The following is a 17,177-nucleotide window of genomic DNA, read 5'->3' on the forward strand; positions in this document are numbered from 1 at the left end:
CGTCGCGACCCAACCCGCGATAGAGCAAAAGGCTCAACCGCCCAGATAGGCCTTGCGCACGTCCGGGTTGGCCAGCAGCTCGGCGCCGCTGTCTTGCATGACGATGCGGCCGTTCTCCAGCACGTAGCCACGGTCGGCCAGCTTGAGCGCCTGGTTGGCGTTCTGCTCGACGAGGAACACCGTCACCCCATCCCGACGCAGTTGTTCGATGATCTCGAAGATCTGCTGGATGATGATGGGCGCCAGGCCCAGCGAAGGCTCGTCGAGCAACAGCAGGCGCGGCTCGCTCATCATCGCCCGGCCGATGGCGAGCATCTGCTGCTCGCCGCCGGACATGGTGCCTGCGCGTTGCGCATAGCGTTCCTTGAGCCGCGGGAAGAGGCCGAGGACCTTGTCCAGCTGGCGCTCGTAGGCGTCCTTTTCGGTGAAGAAACCGCCCATGGCCAGGTTTTCTTCCACCGTCAGGCGGGCGAACACCCGGCGGCCTTCCGGCACCACGGCGATGCCCTTGCGCATGATCTGCGCGGTGTCCTGGCCGACCAGCTCCTCGCCTTCGTAGCGGATGCTGCCGCTGTGGGCGCGTGGGGTGCCGCAGAGGGTCATCAGCAGGGTGGACTTGCCGGCGCCGTTGGCGCCGATCAGGGTGACGATCTCGCCCCGGTTCACCTGCACGCTGACGCCGTGTAGGGCCTGGATCTTGCCATAGAAGGTGGAGACGTTGTCGAACTGCAGCATGGAGGTCTCCATCAGGATTCGCCCAGGTAGGCCTTGATCACGTCGGGATTGTTGCGGATCTGCTCCGGCGTCCCGTCGGCCAGGGGGGTGCCCTGGTTGATCACCACGATGTGGTCGGAAATGCTCATCACCAGATGCATGTCGTGCTCGATCAGGAGCACGGTCACGCCGTGCTCGGCACGCAGCAGGGCGATGAGCGCCTTGAGGTCCTCGGTCTCGCGCGGGTTGAGGCCGGCGGCCGGCTCGTCGAGCATGAGGATCTGTGGGCGGGTCATCATGCAGCGGGCGATTTCCAGGCGGCGCTGCTGGCCGTAGGCGAGGTTGCCGGCGTTGCGGTTGGCGAACTCGGTGAGGTTGACCTGTTCCAGCCAGAAGCGCGCGTAGTCCATGGCCTCGGCTTCGCTCTTGCGGAAGGCCGGGGTCTTGAACAGGCCGGCCAGGAAGCCGGTGTTGAGGTGGCGATGCTGGGCGACCAGCAGGTTCTCCACCGCGGTCATTTCCTTGAACAGGCGGACGTTCTGGAAGGTGCGCACCACCCCCTTGCGGGCGATCTTGTGCCCGGGCAGGCCCTGGATGGCCTCGCCGCGCAGCAGGATCTCACCACCGGTGGGGCGGTAGAAGCCGGTCAGGCAGTTGAATACCGTGGTCTTGCCGGCGCCGTTGGGGCCGATCAGAGAGACCACCTGGCCTTGCTCCACGCGGATGTTGACGCCATTGACGGCCAGCAGGCCGCCGAACCTCATGGACAGGCCGGTGACATCGAGAAGGGCTTGGCTCATTTGCGCAACTCCAGGTGCGGGCGTTGCATCGGGAGCAGGCCTTGCGGACGCCAGATCATCATCACGACCATCAGCAGGCCGAACATCAACATGCGGTATTCGCTGAACTCGCGCAGCAGCTCCGGCACCAGGATCATCACGATGGCCGCGAGGATCACGCCGAGCTGGGAGCCCATGCCGCCCAGCACCACGATGGCCAGGATGATGGCCGACTCGATGAAGGTGAAGGATTCCGGGGACACCAGGCCCTGGCGGGCGGCGAAGAAGCTGCCGGCGAAACCGGCGAAGCAGGCGCCCAGGGTGAAGGCCGAGAGCTTGATCAGCGTGGGGTTGAGCCCCAGGGCGCGACAGGCGATCTCGTCTTCGCGCAGGGCTTCCCAGGCGCGACCGATGGGCATGCGCAAGAGGCGGTTGATCACGAACAGGGTCAGCAGTACCAGCAACAGGGCGATCAGGTAGAGGAAGATCACCTTGTATTCCGAGTTGTAGGGGATGTTGAAGTATTCGTGGAAGGGCGTCATGCCTTCGGGCGCGCGGCGCTCGAAGGTCAGGCCGAACAGGGTCGGCTTGTCGATGCCGCTGATGCCGTTGGGGCCGCCGGTCCAGTCGGTGAGGTTGCGCAGGAGGATGCGGATGATCTCGCCGAAACCCAGGGTGACGATGGCCAGGTAGTCGCCGCGCAGGCGCAGCACCGGGAAACCGAGCAGGAAGCCGAACAGCGCGGCCATGGCGCCGGCGATGGGCAGGCAGGTCCAGAAACCCAGGCCGTAGTAGTGCGAGAGCATGGCGTAGGTATAGGCGCCCACGGCGTAGAAGCCCACGTAGCCCAGGTCCAGCAGGCCGGCCAGGCCCACCACGATGTTCAGGCCGAGGCCGAGCATCACGTAGATCAGCACCAGGGTGGCGAGGTCCACCGCGCCGCGCGAGCCGTAGAAGGGCCAGGCCAGGGCGAGCAGGATCAGGCCGAGGATCACCCAGCGCTGGGTCTTGGGTTCGGTGAGCTTGCTGCCCAGGCCGGTTTGCGGCAGCCGCAGGCCGCCGCTGCGACGCCAGCCGGCGGTGAGCGGGTCACGCACCAGTTGCCAGACGAACATCAGCACCGCGGCGGTGGCGATGGTCCAGAGGATACGGGGCGAGGCGCCGTGCACCTCCAGGTTGACGCCCACGGTCTCCAGCTTGAGGCCGAGGACGGGATAGGCGACGGCCAGCACCAGCAGGGCGCTGAAGAAAGCGGTTCGCAGACGGGCACTCATACTTTTTCCACCTCGGGACGGCCGAGGATGCCGGTGGGACGGAACAGCAACACCAGCACCAGCAGGCTGAAGGCCACCACGTCCTTGTATTGGTCACCGAAGACGTCGGCGCCGAAGGCCTCGGCCACGCCCAGTACCAGGCCACCGAGCATGGCGCCGGGGATGCTACCGATGCCGCCGAGCACCGCGGCGGTGAAGGCCTTGATCCCGGCGAGGAAACCCAGGCTCGGGTTGATCACGCCGTACTGGATGCCCAGCAGCACCGCCGCTACCGCCGCCAGGGCGGCGCCGATGACGAAGGTGAGGGCGATGATGCCGTTGGTGTTGATACCCAGCAGGTTGGCCATCTTGATGTCCTCGGCACAGGCGCGGCAGGCGCGGCCCAGGCGGGAGCGGGAGATGAACCAGGTCAGGCCGAGCATGGTGAGCAGGGTGACGATGAAGATCAGCACCTGCACATAGGAGATCACCACGCCGTTCATGGCATCGGTGCCGATGATGAAGTTGCCGGGCAGCAGGTTGGGGATGGCCTTGTCCTTGGAGTCCTGGGCCAGCAGCACCCAGTTCTGCAGGAAGATCGACATGCCGATCGCCGAGATCAGCGGGATCAGCCGGTTACCGCCGCGCAGGGGGCGATAGGCGATGCGTTCGATGCTGTAGCCGTAGGCACTGGTGACCACGATGCTGGCGGCGAAGGCGGCGAGCATGACGATGGGCAGGCTGTGGATGCCCAGCATGGCGAGGCCCGCGATGGCGATGAAGGCCACGTAGGAGCCGATCATGTAGACCTCGCCGTGGGCGAAGTTGATCATGCCGATGATGCCGTAGACCATGGTGTAGCCAATGGCGATCAGGGCATAGGTGCTGCCGACCGTGAGGCCGTTCACCAGCTGTTGCAGGTAGTGGTAGAAATCGGGCATTGCTGTCTCCAAGGGATTCCCGGATGCGCGGCGGCGCTGGCGTCAAGTCACGGCGTTGCGGAGAACGCCAGCCCGTCCTGGGCGGCCCCGTTGGCGTAGGTTTACGCAGATCGGGGAGGTTGCCGGGCGAATTCCGCGCACGGCCCTGGCGCGCGCCGTTGGGCGTCTTCCAGGCAAATCCCGTGCCTCTAGGCGAGGCGGATAAACGAAGCCCACTGCCGGGGCAGTGGGCTTCGGCTGGTACGGGCGGGTCTTACTTGACTTCGGTCTTGGTGCCGTCGGCGTGCCATTGGTAGACGACGAATTCGAAGTTCTTCAGGTCGCCCTTGGCGTCGAACGAGAGGTCGCCGGTGGGGGTGCTGAAGGTGTTGCTGCGCAGGGCCTTGGCCACGTCTTCGGGCTTCTCGCTGTGAGCCTTCTGGACGCCATCGGCGATCAGTTGGACGGCAGCGTAGGAGGGGAACACGAAGGGGCCGCTCGGATCCTGCTTCTTGTCCTTGAACGCCTGGACCAGGGCCTGGTTCTTCGGATCTTGGTCGAAGGAGCGCGGCAGGGTGACCAGCAGGCCTTCGGACGCCTGGCCGGCGATGGCGGAGATGGCGCTGTTGCCGACGCCTTCCGGACCCATGAACTTGGCCTTCAGGCCTTTTTCCGCTGCCTGGCGCATCAGCAGGCCCAGCTCGGGGTGGTAGCCGCCGTAGTAGACGAAGTCGACGTTATCCTGCTTGAGCTTGGCGATCAGCGAGGAGAAGTCCTTGTCGCCGGCGTTGATGCCTTCGAACAGGGCGACCTTGACGCCGGCCTGGTCCAGGGTCTGCTTGACCGCGGTGGCGATGCCTTCACCGTACTGCTGCTTGTCGTGGATGATGGCGACGACCTTGGGCTTGGCATGCTCGATGATGTACTTGGCCGCGGTCGGGCCCTGCATGTTGTCCAGGCCGATGGTGCGGAAGACCAGCTTGTAGCCACGGTTGGTGATGTCCGGGCTGGTGGAAGCCGGGGTCACCATCAGGATGCCTTCGTCCTCGTAGATGTCCGAGGCGGGCTGGGTGGAGCTGGAGCACAGGTGACCGACGACGAAGTGGATACCCTCGTTGACGATCTTGTTGGCAACCGCGACGGCCTGCTTGGGATCGCAGGCATCGTCGAAGACCACGCCTTCCAGTTGCTTGCCGTCGACGCCGCCGGCCTTGTTGATCTGGTCGATGGCCATCTGCGCACCGATGAATTCCATCTCACCGTATTGCGCGACCGGACCGGTCTTGGGGCCGGCCAGGGCGATCTTCAAGGTGTCAGCGGCGAAGCTATGGCTAGCCAGACCGGCCAGCGCCAGGGCGGCGAACAGACGGGAGAAACGCAGGGATGCCTTGTTCATGAGTGCTCCACTCGGAATGCTTTATTAATGAGGCAGTTGGAAGCGAGATCGTGCCAATTTGGTAGTTATGACGCGCTGCGCAGTTTAATCATCGTCCGTTCGTATTGGAAAGCTGGCGATGACAACTTGTCGGATCTGTCTGCCGCACGTCCGGGCGCTCGGCAAGCGCGGGGGGCGTCGGTAGAATCCGCCCTTTTCGCGAGGCCAGCACCATGACCGATCACGCAACGCTCTATGCCACCCTGCTCGGGCAGACCGCCGCCATCGGCTGGGAAGAATTGCAACCGCATTTTGCACGGGGCGTCTTGTTGCAAGTGGCGCCGGAACTGGACCTGATCGAGGCCGCCATCGCCGTGACCCAGGACGATGCCACCCGGGTCGGGCGGTGGTTGCAGCAGGGGCAACTGGCCAAGGTCGACGAGGCGCGGGCGCGGCATCGACTCGAAGCGCCGCACGTGGCGCTGTGGGCGGTGGTGGTGGCGCCCTGGGTGTTGATGCAGGAGCGTCCGGCCGAGCGCGCGGCGGACTAGCAAGGTAAAAGCCCGCGCGAGGCGGGCTGATGACGGATGTGGATCAGCGTTCGCTATCGAGGTCGCGCAGCTGGTGTTCGCCGTAGCGATCACCGGCGACGGCGTCTGGCGGCAGCAGCCGTTCCAGTTCGGCGCAGTCCGCGGCGCTCAGGGTGATCTCCAGCGCGCCGAGGGACTCGTCCAACTGATCGCGGCGCCGGGCGCCGATCAGCGGCACTATGTCTTCGCCCTGGGCGGCGACCCAGGCCACCGCCAGCCGAGCCGGGGTGGTGCCCCGCCGTTCGGCGAACTGCTTCAGGCCTTCCACCAGCGCCAGGTTGCGCTCCACATTGCCCGGCTGGAAGCGCGGGCTATGGGCGCGGAAGTCGCTGTTGCCCTTGGGCTGGCGCCAGTGGCCGCTGAGCAGGCCGCGGGAGAGCACGCCGTAGGCGGTGATGCCGATGCCCAGTTCCCGGCAGGTCGGCAGGATGTCCGCCTCGATGCCGCGGGAGACCAGCGAATACTCGATCTGCAGATCGCTGACCGGATGCACGGCGGCTGCCCGTTTCAGGGTGTCCGAACCCACTTCCGACAGACCGATGTGGCACACGTAGCCGGCCTGCACCAACTCGGCGAGGGCGCCCATGGTGTCCTCGATGGGTACCTGGCGATCCAGCCGCGCCGGGCGGTAGATGTCGATATGGTCCACGCCCAGGCGCTTGAGGCTATAGGCGACGAAATTCTTGATCGCCGCGGGGCGGGTGTCGTAACCCAGCCACTCACCGCCCGGACCGCGCAGGGCGCCGAACTTGACGCTGATCAGCGCCTGTTCCCGCCGACCGCGCAGAGCCTCGCCCAGCAGCAATTCGTTGTCGCCCATGCCATAGAAGTCACCGGTGTCGAACAGGGTGACGCCGCGCTCCAGGGCGGCATGGACGGTGGCGATGGCAGCGCCGCGGTCGGCGGCGCCATAGAAGTCGGACATGCCCATGCAGCCCAGACCGAGGATCGATACCTGCGGGCCCTGGCGGCCCAAGCGACGCTGTTGCATGAGGGATACCTCGTGAGGGGATGAGCCCTCACTCTAGCCACGATAGCGCTGTGCGATAATCCGGCCTCGGCACAACGACCTGTACGGGCAATCGTACAGTGGAGGCACGATGAACCTGGATGATCTGGCCGCCTTCGCCGCCGTGGCCGAGGCGCGCAGCTTTCGTGGGGCGGCCTATCGACGTGGCGTGGCGGCTTCATCGTTGAGCGATGCGGTACGCCGCCTGGAGCGGGAGCTGGAGGTGCGGCTGCTGCATCGCACCACCCGCAGCGTGACCCCCACCGATGCCGGCCAACGCCTGCTGGAACGGCTGACGCCGGCCCTGCGCGAGGTGCATGAGGCGCTGGATGCCATCAACGCCGAAGGGGCGAGTCCGGTGGGCAGTCTGAGGCTCAACGTGCCCACCATCGTCGCCCGGGTGTTGTTGCCGCCACTGCTGGGGCCCTTCCTGGCGGCCTATCCCGGTATCCGCCTGGAGGTGGTGGCGGACGATCGCTTCATCGACGTTCTGGCCGCCGGCTATGACGCCGGGGTGCGCTACGACGAGCACCTGGAAGGCGACATGATCACCGTGCCCCTGGGCCCGGCCAGCCAGAGATTCGCCGTGGCCGCAGCCCCTGCCTACCTGGCACGCCACGGTGTGCCCCAGCATCCCGCCGACCTCCAAGGCCACTCCTGCATCGGCCATCGCTTCGCCAGTGGCCTGGTGGCGCCCTGGAGCTTCGAGCGCGGCGGCGAGAGGGTGCAGATCCAGCCGGGACAGCGCCTGCTGGCCTCCACCCTCGACCTGGAGCTGCAAGGTGCTCTGGAGGGCATCGGTCTGATCTGCTCCTTTGCCGACTACCTGGCCGAACCGCTGGAGGACGGTCGGCTGGTGGAGGTGCTGGCGGACTGGTCGACGCCCTTTCCCGGTCCGCGCCTCTATTACGCGGATCGTCGCCATTTGCCCGCGCCGTTGCGGGCTTTCGTCGCTTTTTTGCGCGAGCGTCACGGCTAGGCGAGGTTGGCGGGCGCCGCTACTCTGCACGTCTGAACGCTGTTCGGAGCTCCCCTGATGTCAATCTTTCCCCGTCTGGTGCTGCCCTCATGATCATCGGCACCGCCGGGCACATCGACCATGGCAAGACCGCCCTGATCCAGGCCCTGACCGGTATTGCCGGTGATCGGCGCCGTGAAGAGCAGGCGCGCGGCATCACCATCGACCTGGGCTACGTCTATGCCGACCTGGGCGACGGCCAACTGAGCGGTTTCATCGACGTGCCCGGGCACGAGCGCTTCGTGCACAACATGCTGGCCGGGGCCAGCGGTCTGGACCTGGCCTTGCTGGTGGTAGCCGCCGACGATGGTGTGATGCCGCAGACCCGCGAGCACCTGGCGATCCTCGAATTGCTCGGCATTCCGCGGGCGCTGGTGGCCTTGACCAAGGCCGACCGGGTAGACGCGCAGCGCCTCGCCGAGGTGCGCCGGGAGGTGACGGCGCTGCTCGAAGGCGGTCCCTTCGCCGGAGCGTCCTCGTATCCGGTGGCCAGCCCCAGCGGCGCAGGCATTCCTGAACTACGCGCAGCCTTGCTCGGGGCCTTGGGTGAGGGGCGCGAGCGCCATGCCCGGGGTGGTTTCCGCCTGGCGGTTGACCGGGTGTTCAGCGTCTCCGGGGCCGGGGTGGTGGTCACCGGCACCGCCTTTGCCGGCCAGGTGGCCGTAGGCGATGAACTCATCCTCACCCCACGCGGCCAGCGGCTGCGGGTGCGTGGCCTGCATGCGCAGAATCGCCCAGCCGAGACGGCCCATGCCGGCCAGCGCGTCTCCCTCAATCTCGCCGGCGAGCGCCTGAGCACCGACGGCATCGCCCGCGGCGACTGGCTGGTGGCCGAGGCGCTGCATGCGCCCACCACCCGCATCGATGTCGAACTACGCCTCCTGCCAGGCGAGTCGCGCAGCCTGGCCCATTGGACGCCGGTGCATGTCCACCTCGGCGCCCAGGATCTCACCGGTCGGGTCGCCCTGTTGGAGGGCGACAGCCTGGCGCCGGGCGCCACGGCTCTGGCACAGCTGGTGCTCAATGCGCCGCTGCACGGGGTGCATGGCGATCGCCTGGTGCTGCGCGACCAATCCGCCCAGCGCACCCTGGGTGGCGCCCGGTTACTCGATCCCTTCGCGCCAGCGCGCCAGCGGCGGACGCCGCAGCGCCTGGCGCAACTCCAGGCGTTACGCCAGGGTGGGTTGGAAGAGGCCTTGCCCGAGCTGCTGGCCCAGGCCGACGGCGGCCTCGATCCGCGCTTGCTGGCCCGTCAGTTCAATCGGCCCGAGGGCGATTGGCAGCTGCCGGCAGATACCCTGAGGGTGGAGACGCGGGTCGGTCCCCGGCTGTTCGCCGCACCGCTGTGGCAGGCTGCTCTCGAGCGCCTGGGCGCGGCGCTCGCCACCTTCCACCAGGAGCAACCCGACGAACTGGGCCCGGATCGTGATCGCCTGCGGCGCATCGCCGTGCCGGATCTGGAGCGTCCGGTTTACCTGGCGCTGCTGGAGGCCGCCTTGGCCGAAGGGCGGCTGCAGAGCAGCGGTCCCTGGCTGCATTTGCCCGATCACAGAGTGCGGCTCACCGCGGCGGAGGAAGGGCTCAAGGCCCGGCTTTGGCCACTGCTGGAAGCCCAACGCTTCGATCCGCCCTGGACTCGGGATCTGGCCAAGAGCCTCGGCCAACCGGAGGCGGACGTGCGGCTGCTGTTGCGCAAACTGGCCCGGCTGGGGGAACTGACCCAGGTGGTCAAGGATCTGTTCTATCCGCAGGCGAGTCTGGAAGCCGCAGCTGGTGAGGCCTTGCGCCTGGAGCGCGAAGCCGGGATCATCCGCGCCGCGGCCTTCCGCGATGCCCTGGGTATCGGCCGCAAGCGCAGCATCCAGATCCTCGACTGCCTGGATCGCATCGGTTTCACCCGTCGCTTCGGCGACGAACGCCGGGTCCGCCCGGACAGCGCCTGGGCCCGCGCCGCCGAGGACTAGCGCGCAAGAGGAAGGCAATCACGCCCGGTGGCGTGGCCGGGCTTCAAACCCGGTTGGGGACGGCAGCCGTTCCCGGGTGGGTTCGACTCCCACTGCCTTCCGCCATTTCGCGCCGTACCGAAGAGGATCGCCCTATGCGCCGGCCAGGAGTTTCCTACCGTCTTCACCACCTGGGTATCCCCACCACCGAGGTCATGCCGGGCGCGCGTTATGCGGCCAAGGTGGGGATGTACACCGCCGATGATCTCAGCGGTCCGGTGCCCATCCAGTGGCACAGGTTCACGCCCGACTCGCCGCTGCATCCGCTGATCAAGACCCAGCCCCATGTGGCCTACCAGGTCAGCGACCTGGCGGCGGCGCTGGTCGGCCAGGCGGTCATCCTCGGGCCCTATGAGCCCATCGAGGGCTTCTGGACCGCCATGATCGACCATGGTGGCCTGCCCATCGAATTCATCCAGACCGCGTTGAGTGACGAGATCGTCTGGAGCCGTGCGCGTAGCGGCCGCCAGGCGCCGCTGTATGAAGCCTCAGCCGAGGGACAGGGCACGCAGGCCCAGGCCGACGGAGGCCAGGCCGATCAGGCAGAGAGCGGCGCTGGGCAGGCGCTGGGTGAGGCGGGTCAGACCGTTCAGCCGGTGCAGATGGCCAGCCAGGTAACCATAGGCGACCAGCACCAGCAGGTCGATGGCGGCCCAGATCGCCAGTAGCACCGGGGCCTGTTGCCCGAGCGGTGCCTGCAGGGAGATGAACGCCGGCAGGAAGGCCACCAGGAAGAGGATGTCCTTGGGGTTGGACAGGCCCACCAGGAGGGCGCGCAGGAAGCTGCCACGCCGGGCGCTCGCCAGGTCGTCGGCCTGGGCCTTGAACAGGCGGATACCCAACCAGAGCAGATAGAGGCCGCCAAGGATCTGGCCGGCCAGCAGCAGCTTCGGGTCGAGGCCGATGGCCAGCTGGATCAGGCCTAGCGCCAAGAGCAACAGCACCTGGGCGGACAGCAGGCCGCCGAGGATCGTCCACCAGGGAAAGCCATGGCGACCGTCGGCGACGACCAGGGCGACGATGGGACCCGGTGAGGAGATCAGCAGGAAGACCGTGACGGCAAAGCTAAGGTATTCACTCATCGTCCATGGGGCCTCAAGCCGATGATCCGCGACGGATCACCCGTTTCGCCGATCAGCTGGCGTTGGTGAGAGATGGCGAAGGTACGCTGGATCCAGCGGTCGCTACCGTCGAACCGGGCCTGGAAGGCGCTGCGGGCATGGGCTGCGCGGCGATTGTCGATGATCAGCAGATCGCCGGCCGCGAGGCGTACCGGCTGGGCGACACTCCAGGCGATCTCCTTGATTTCCTCGATCAGCCGCTGCATCTGCGCCGAACGGGCCAGCATGAAGTACGGATCGAATCTCAGGTAGGGCCTGGCGCGCTGGCCATAGAGCATCGGCCGGTGGCGGCCCAGGTCGATCCGGCAATTCTTTTCGCTCAGGCAGTAGTCGGAGAGGAAGTTGAAGGACTCGGCGAACAGCAGTTCGGTGGTGTCGGCGTCGACTTCCTCGAGCATCTTGTCCACCGAGGCGATGTAGGTGATGGCGTCGTGGTTCGGGGCGGCTCTCAGGCAGAGCAGCGCCAGGAAGTCCGGCGGCACCTCGTGGAAGGCGTTCTCGGTGTGCAGGTCGAGCTCGGTATCGAAGCCGTCCGAGGACAGTTGCTGGGCCTTGGCGGCCTGGGGAAAGAAGTTGTTGATCAGGCTGCCGTCGGATTCCTGGGGATAGCCGATGGGGTCGCCCAGCAGCGCCGTGGCCTGCAACAGCAGCAATTCACTGCGGTAGTCCGGCTTGGCCAGCGCTTGGCGGTCGAGGGGGGTGGCCGGGATGTCGCCGATGTCCTGGTTCGGCAACAGCAGGAAGCCCTGGGGATTGCCGAAGACGCGGAAGTGGAGGATGTCGGCGATGGCGGCGGCCGAGAGGTCGCCTTGGCGGAGAGCGCTGTCCAGCAGGGTATCGAAGGAGACTGATCCCAAATACATGATAGGTCTCGAGAACTTGGCAGTCATGACGCGCCAGAGCGTCAAGGACGGCCATCATCCGGTGCTGGACGCAGGGGTAAAAACGGATAAAACTGGGTGGAAGGATGATTCAAACTCATCATCGAGGACCAAGGATGTCCCGTCTTCCGCCGCTCTATGCGTTGCGTGCCTTCGAAAGCGCGTCCCGGCAGCTGTCCTTCACCCGTGCCGCGCAGGAATTGAACATCACCCAGAGTGCGGTCAGCCGTCATATCAAGACGCTGGAGCAGGACCTGGGTTGTCTGCTGTTCGAGCGTCGGGGTCCCAGCCTCAAGCTGACGCCCACCGGGCTGATTCTGGCAAAAGACCTGAGCTCGGCCTTCGCCGACATGCAGGGGGTCTGCGATCTGGTACGCAGCGGCCGTGGCTGTCTGAGACTCAAGGCGCCCTCCACCCTGACCATGCGCTGGTTGATGGCCGCCATCGAGGCGTACCGGGTGGCAACGGGGGAAAATCGGGTTCAGTTGACCAGCGTCTGGATGGACATCGACTTCGTCGACTTCCGCTCCGAGCCCTATGACTGCGCGGTGATCCTGGCCGACGGTGAATTCACGAGCGATTGCGCTAGCGTACGGCTGTTCGATGAGTGGCTGGTGCCGGTCTGCGCGCCGCGTTACCAGCGTGCCTGCGGCGGCGAGGATCCGATCTTCGGTGGGGACGGGCTGCTGCATGCCTCCCACGATTGCCGCGACTGGCGCCTCTGGCTGGACCGGATCGGGCGTCTGGCCGAGGTGAATTGGCATGCCGGCAAGAGATTCGAAACCCTGGACGCGGGTATCTCGGCCGCGGTCCAGGGCTTTGGGGTGGCGATCGGTGACCTGTCCCTGGTGCAGGCGCAGATCGCCAGCGGGCAATTGGTATTCGCCAATCGCACCGTGGTCCGTTCAGGATTGAGCTACTACCTGGTCTGGCCCAGGCGCAGCGAAGCCCATGACGTCCTCGCTGGATTGCGGGACCACTTGGGTGCGGTGGCGCCCGTCTTGCCGAGGCCGGAAGGATTGACCTTCATCGAGTGAGCTTATGCCCTCGCTCAATACACATCCTTCAGATAGCGCTTCTGCTCGCTCATCCCGCGCACATAGTCGGCGGCGGCCTCGTCGCTGAGCTGGCCGTGGGTCGCTACCACCTGCCGCAGGGCCTGGTCGACGTCCTTGGCCATGCGGCTGGCGTCGCCGCAGACGTAGACGCGGGCGCCGTCCTGCAACCAGCGCCAGACCTCGGCGCCGCGCTCGCGCAGGCGGTCCTGCACGTAGATCTTCTCGGCTTGGTCGCGGGAGAAGGCCAGGCTGAGTTCGCTCAGGGTGCCATCACGCTGGAAGGCGTCCAGCTCGTCGCGATAGTAGAAGTCGTGGGCGGCGTGCTGTTCGCCGAAGAACAGCCAGTTGCGGCCGTTGTCGCCGCGGGCGCGACGCTCGTGGAGAAAGCCGCGGAAGGGCGCGATGCCGGTACCGGGGCCGATCATGATCAGCGGGACGTCACCCTGCTCCGGCAGGCGGAAGTGGCGCGAGGGCTGGATCTGCACCTCGGTGGTGGCGTCCTGCAGGCGATCGGCGAGGAAGGTCGAGGCCACGCCCTTGCGCGTGCCGTAGCGTACCGCCGAGACGGTGAGGTGCACCTGCCCGGCATGGGCCAGGGGGCTGGAGGCGATGGAATAGAGCCGCGGCTGCAGGCGCTTGAGGCTGCCGAGCAGTTCCTCGGCGGTGAGGCGGGCGGGGAAGCTGGCCAGGACATCGGCCAGTTGCCGGCCCCAGAGCCAGGCCTTGAGTTCGTCGCGGGCGGCCAGCAGCGCCTGGATGTTGGCGTGGCCGCTGCGTTCGGCCACCAGGGCCAGGGCTTCGGGGCTGGGGCGGGCGATTTCGTAGTGCTCGGCCAACGCCTGGCGCAAGGACAGCTCGCCGACCTTGGGCACGCTGACGGGGTGCTCACCGTCGAGCCCGGCCAGGGCTAGGATTTCCTCGACCAGCTCAGGGCAGTTGTGCGCCCTGACGCTCAGGGCGTCGCCCGCCTGATAGGCGAGAGGCTGCTCGGACTCGAAGCCGAACAGCCGTACTTCCTTGTTGGAGCCGGCGCCGTTGAGGCGCTGGTTGATGACCAGGCGTGCCGGTACCTGGGCGGGGCGAGTCGTCGCGGTCGTACGGGCGGCGGGCGCGCTGCTGGCGGTGGGTGCCAACTGCTTTTGCAGCGCGGCCAGCCAGGCGTCGGCGCGGTCATGGCCGTCGGCATCGCAGTCGAGCCGCGCGCAGAGACGGCGGGCGCCGAGTTCGGCCAGGCGGGCGTCGAGGCGCTGGCCATGGCCGCAGAACTGGTCGTAGGTGGAGTCGCCCAGGGCCAGCACGGCGTAGTCCAGCTCGGCGAGGGCGGTGTCGAGGTGGCTGAGGCCCTGCCAGAAGCTCTGGCCGTTGTCCGGTGCTTCGCCATCGCCAAAGGTGCTGCTCACCAGCAGGGCGCGCCGTGCGCCGGCCAGGCGTTCCACGGCATAGGCGGCCATGTCGTGCAGCTCCACCTGCAGCCCGGCTTCCCGCAGGCGGGCGGCGCAGCGCTCGGCCAGGGCCTCGGCGTTGCCGGTCTGGGAGGCCCAGAGCACCACCAGATCGGCCGGGGTGGCGGGCGCCAGCGCCGTCTGGGCCTGCGGCAGGCGGCTGAACAGCCCGGCGAGCAGGCCGTCGAGCCAGAGTCGGGTGTCGGCGGCCAAGGGCGCCTGGACCGGCAGGCAAGGCACGCCCTCGCTGCCACCGTCGCGCAGGCCGTCCATGAAGCCGGCCAGGTAGGTGCGTTCGGCGGCGCTGAGCTGGGGCCGCACGGTGGTCGCTATCCCGGTAAGACTGGCCAGGCGGTCGAGGGCGGACAGTCGCGAGCCTTCCAAAACGGGTTCGTCGGCCGGCAGTTGGCGCAAGGGGATCGTGGCGACGCGGGTCAGGCGCACGGCGCAGACCTTGAGTTCCGGCTGCTGGGAGAGCGGGTCGATGGCATCGCTGGTCACGGCGTTGATGGCGAGGTCTTCGCCGTGCACGTCCGCCCAATGGAAGGGCGCGAAGCAATTGCCGGGTTGAACCCGGTCGCTGATCGACACCGGCAGCACGGCACGACCGCGGCGGGAGGTGATTTCCAGACGGTCACCGCTGGTCAAGCCCAGGGCCTGGGCATCCTGGGGATGCACCTCGACGAAGGGCGCCGGGTTGAGGCGGTTGAGGGCGGCGATCTTGCCGGTCTTGGTCAGGGTGTGCCACTGGTGCTGCAGGCGGCCGGTGTTGAGCACGAAGGGGTAGTCATCGTCGGGCAGTTCCGCCGGGTCCAGGTGCGGGCGGGCGAAGAACTGCGCCTTGCCGCTGGGGGTGGCGAAGTTGAGCGCGGTTGGCTCTCCGGACTCGTCCAGACGCAGGGTCTGGCTGCGGCCATCGTTGAGATAGCGGATCGGCTGGCGCGGAGCGCTGTCGGCGCTGGGGCAGGGCCATTGCAGTGGGGTTTCGCGCAGGCGGGCATGGCTGGCGCCGCGGAGGTCGTAGCCGGTCTGGGGATTGTGGAACCGGGTGATCTCCGCGAACACCTCGGCGGCGGAGGTGTAGGCGAAGTGCTCGCCATAGCCCATCGCACAGGCCACGTCGGCGATGATCCGCCAGTCGGCGCGGGCGTCGCCGGGTGGGGTGACGGCCTGTTGCGCCAGGGTCAGGTTGCGTTCGGAATTGATCTGCACCCCGTCGGCCTCGGCCCAGAGGGCGCCGGGCAGCAGGATGTCGGCGTAGCCGTTGGTTTCGGTGTCGAGGAAGGCGTCCTGGGCGATCACCAGTTCGGCGGCCTGGAGGCCTTTGATGACGCTGGCGCGATTGGCCACGCTGGCCACCGGGTTGGTGCAGATGATCCAACAGGCTTTCACCTTGCCCGCCGCCAGGTCTTCGAACAGGGCCACGGTGCCGCGGCCCAGGCGAGTGTGCAGGGTGCCCGGCGCCACGCCCCAGGCCTGCTCGACGAAGGCCCGGTCGGCGGCGGACAGCACGCTGCGCTGGCCGGGCAGGCCGGGCCCCATGTAGCCCATCTCGCGGCCGCCCATGGCGTTGGGCTGGCCGGTGAGCGAGAAGGGACCGCTGCCCGGCCGGCAGAGCTTGCCGGTGGCCAGGTGCAGGTTGCACAGGGCGTTGGTGCTCCAGGTGCCATGGGTGCTCTGGTTGAGGCCCATGGTCCAAAGGCTGGTCCATTCGCCGGCCTCGCCGATCCAGCGTGCGGCGGTACGGATGTCCGCCTCGGCCAGCCCCGTCTGCGCGGCGACGAATGCGGGAGCGTAGTCGGCGAGAAAGGCCGGCATGGCCTCCCAGCCCTCGGTGTGGGCGGCGATGAAGGCTTCGTCGAGGTAGCCCTCGGCGTGTAACAGGTGCAGCAGGCCGTTGAGCAGCAGCAGGTCGGTGCCCGGCCGCAGTTGCAGGAACAGGTCGGCCTTCTCGGCGGTGGCGGTGCGCCGCGGATCGATGACGATGAGTTTGGCGCCGCTCTTGACCCGGTCCAGCAGGCGCAGGAAGAGGATGGGGTGGCAGTCGGCCATGTTGGCGCCGCTGACCAGGAAGAGGTCGGCGCGGTCGAGGTCGTCGTAGGAGCCGGGCGGCGCGTCGGACCCCAGGGACAACTTGTAGCCGGTGCCGGCGCTGGCCATGCACAGCCGCGAGTTGGATTCGAGCTGGTTGGTACCGATGAAGCCACGCGCCAGCTTGCTCGCCAGGTACTGGGCCTCCAGCGACATCTGGCCGGAAATATAGAAGGCGATGGCATCTGGCCCGTCGCGGTCGAGAATGGCACGCAGCCGCTCGGCGGTGGCGGCGATGGCCTGGTCCATGCCGGTCCGTACCGGCTCGTGGGAGCGATCGCCTCTAATATAGGCGTGCTCCATGCGGCCGCTGTCGACCAGTGCCTGGTGGCTGGTGCTGCCCTTGGTACAGAGCCGGCCGCGATTGGCGGGGTGGTCGCGATCGCCGCTGACCTTGGTGACGCGGCCGTCTTCCACCTGCATGACGATCCCGCAGCCGACGCCGCAATAGGGGCAGACGCTCTTGAGGTGGGTAGTGGTCATGGCAAGGATTCCCGAAAGCTGGAAAGCAAAAAGGCGCCGGTCGCTTTCCCAGGGCTATCAGGGGAAGCGAGCACGGCGCCTTTGTCGTGGAGGGAGCGATCGGCGTTGACCGGTCCATGAACGGGATTTAGCAAGGCCCGCGCCAGCTTGCGCCGATCGCGGGACGAAGCGCGCCAGCACTGGTCTGGCGAGCGCTGGCCGGTGGCTGTCGTCGCAGGCTGTCTGGGTCGCGGGTGCGCTGCGACGGGGCAACGACGGCGGTCTTTGCACCGTTCTGGTTCCGTCTGGCGCCTGGCGCGGCTCGGTCCTGGCCGCCCGCTGATGCCCTGCAAGCCGCGCCGGCCATGGATTTTCCGGTGACTGCGCAAAACTGGCACAGCCGATGCAGGTGCTCCAGCAGACCCGCCAATTCGGGTCGCCCGGTCGATCAACGGCGATCG

13 protein-coding genes and 1 tRNA gene are annotated in these 17,177 nt (G+C 67.3%); 5 read left to right on the forward strand and 9 right to left on the reverse strand.

The window, feature by feature from the left end; translation table 11 throughout:
• Nucleotides 1–33 precede the first annotated feature (33 nt).
• The 5 genes from FAZ11_RS17790 to FAZ11_RS17810 form a co-directional block, all read right to left on the reverse strand.
• Nucleotides 34–735, reverse strand: coding sequence for an ABC transporter ATP-binding protein (locus FAZ11_RS17790; RefSeq protein ID WP_058760084.1), 702 nt, complete (start codon nucleotides 733–735; stop codon nucleotides 34–36).
• A gap of 11 nt (nucleotides 736–746) precedes the next feature.
• Nucleotides 747–1,514, reverse strand: a complete 768-nt coding sequence (livG, locus tag FAZ11_RS17795; protein ID WP_058760085.1) for a high-affinity branched-chain amino acid ABC transporter ATP-binding protein LivG — start codon at nucleotides 1,512–1,514, stop codon at nucleotides 747–749.
• The gene (locus tag FAZ11_RS17800) at nucleotides 1,511–2,767 is read right to left on the reverse strand and encodes a high-affinity branched-chain amino acid ABC transporter permease LivM (protein WP_058774028.1); all 1,257 of its coding nucleotides are present in this window, start codon (nucleotides 2,765–2,767) and stop codon (nucleotides 1,511–1,513) included. Before FAZ11_RS17800 ends, livG begins: the two co-directional genes overlap by 4 nt.
• Complete coding sequence (livH, locus tag FAZ11_RS17805; RefSeq protein ID WP_058760087.1) at nucleotides 2,764–3,687, reverse strand: high-affinity branched-chain amino acid ABC transporter permease LivH; 924 nt, start codon at nucleotides 3,685–3,687, stop codon at nucleotides 2,764–2,766. Before livH ends, FAZ11_RS17800 begins: the two co-directional genes overlap by 4 nt.
• Nucleotides 3,688–3,940: 253 nt before the next feature.
• Nucleotides 3,941–5,062, reverse strand: a complete 1,122-nt coding sequence (locus tag FAZ11_RS17810; RefSeq protein WP_058768745.1) for a branched-chain amino acid ABC transporter substrate-binding protein — start codon at nucleotides 5,060–5,062, stop codon at nucleotides 3,941–3,943.
• Between the two features lie 212 nt (nucleotides 5,063–5,274).
• Between FAZ11_RS17810 and FAZ11_RS17815 the strand changes: the two genes are divergently transcribed.
• Nucleotides 5,275–5,592 (forward strand): DUF2288 domain-containing protein, encoded by a 318-nt coding sequence (locus tag FAZ11_RS17815; RefSeq protein ID WP_058774029.1) that lies wholly within the window; start codon nucleotides 5,275–5,277, stop codon nucleotides 5,590–5,592.
• Nucleotides 5,593–5,635: 43 nt separating this feature from the next.
• Here the strand turns inward: FAZ11_RS17815 and FAZ11_RS17820 are convergent, their stop codons facing one another.
• A complete protein-coding gene (locus tag FAZ11_RS17820; protein WP_058774030.1) occupies nucleotides 5,636–6,622 on the reverse strand; it encodes an aldo/keto reductase in 987 nt (328 codons plus the stop codon).
• Between the two features lie 109 nt (nucleotides 6,623–6,731).
• On the opposite strand from FAZ11_RS17820, the gene FAZ11_RS17825 reads away from it, so the two are divergent.
• From FAZ11_RS17825 to FAZ11_RS17835, 3 genes are all read left to right on the forward strand, one after another.
• The gene (locus FAZ11_RS17825; protein WP_058768748.1) at nucleotides 6,732–7,619 is read left to right on the forward strand and encodes a LysR family transcriptional regulator; all 888 of its coding nucleotides are present in this window, start codon (nucleotides 6,732–6,734) and stop codon (nucleotides 7,617–7,619) included.
• A gap of 89 nt (nucleotides 7,620–7,708) precedes the next feature.
• The gene (selB, locus tag FAZ11_RS17830; RefSeq protein WP_058774031.1) at nucleotides 7,709–9,622 is read left to right on the forward strand and encodes a selenocysteine-specific translation elongation factor; all 1,914 of its coding nucleotides are present in this window, start codon (nucleotides 7,709–7,711) and stop codon (nucleotides 9,620–9,622) included.
• Nucleotides 9,623–9,631: 9 nt separating this feature from the next.
• Nucleotides 9,632–9,727, forward strand: a tRNA-Sec gene (locus FAZ11_RS17835).
• Nucleotides 9,728–10,149: 422 nt separating this feature from the next.
• Here the strand turns inward: FAZ11_RS17835 and FAZ11_RS17845 are convergent.
• Nucleotides 10,150–10,743 carry a LysE family translocator gene (locus FAZ11_RS17845; protein WP_058774032.1) on the reverse strand — a complete coding sequence of 198 codons (594 nt, stop codon included), beginning with the start codon at nucleotides 10,741–10,743 and terminating at the stop codon, nucleotides 10,150–10,152.
• Complete coding sequence (locus tag FAZ11_RS17850; protein WP_240043605.1) at nucleotides 10,740–11,645, reverse strand: TauD/TfdA family dioxygenase; 906 nt, start codon at nucleotides 11,643–11,645, stop codon at nucleotides 10,740–10,742. Before FAZ11_RS17850 ends, FAZ11_RS17845 begins: the two co-directional genes overlap by 4 nt.
• A gap of 134 nt (nucleotides 11,646–11,779) precedes the next feature.
• Here FAZ11_RS17850 and FAZ11_RS17855 point away from each other — a divergent pair, with 134 nt between their 5' ends.
• Nucleotides 11,780–12,700, forward strand: coding sequence for a LysR substrate-binding domain-containing protein (locus FAZ11_RS17855; RefSeq protein WP_137279375.1), 921 nt, complete (start codon nucleotides 11,780–11,782; stop codon nucleotides 12,698–12,700).
• Between the two features lie 14 nt (nucleotides 12,701–12,714).
• Here FAZ11_RS17855 and FAZ11_RS17860 read toward each other — a convergent pair whose 3' ends face one another.
• A complete protein-coding gene (locus FAZ11_RS17860) occupies nucleotides 12,715–16,737 on the reverse strand; it encodes a bifunctional nitrate reductase/sulfite reductase flavoprotein subunit alpha (protein ID WP_058774033.1) in 4,023 nt (1,340 codons plus the stop codon).
• Nucleotides 16,738–17,177 lie beyond the last annotated feature (440 nt).

Source organism: Pseudomonas rhizoryzae (assembly GCF_005250615.1).
GTDB classification, from domain to species: domain Bacteria; phylum Pseudomonadota; class Gammaproteobacteria; order Pseudomonadales; family Pseudomonadaceae; genus Chryseomonas; species Chryseomonas rhizoryzae.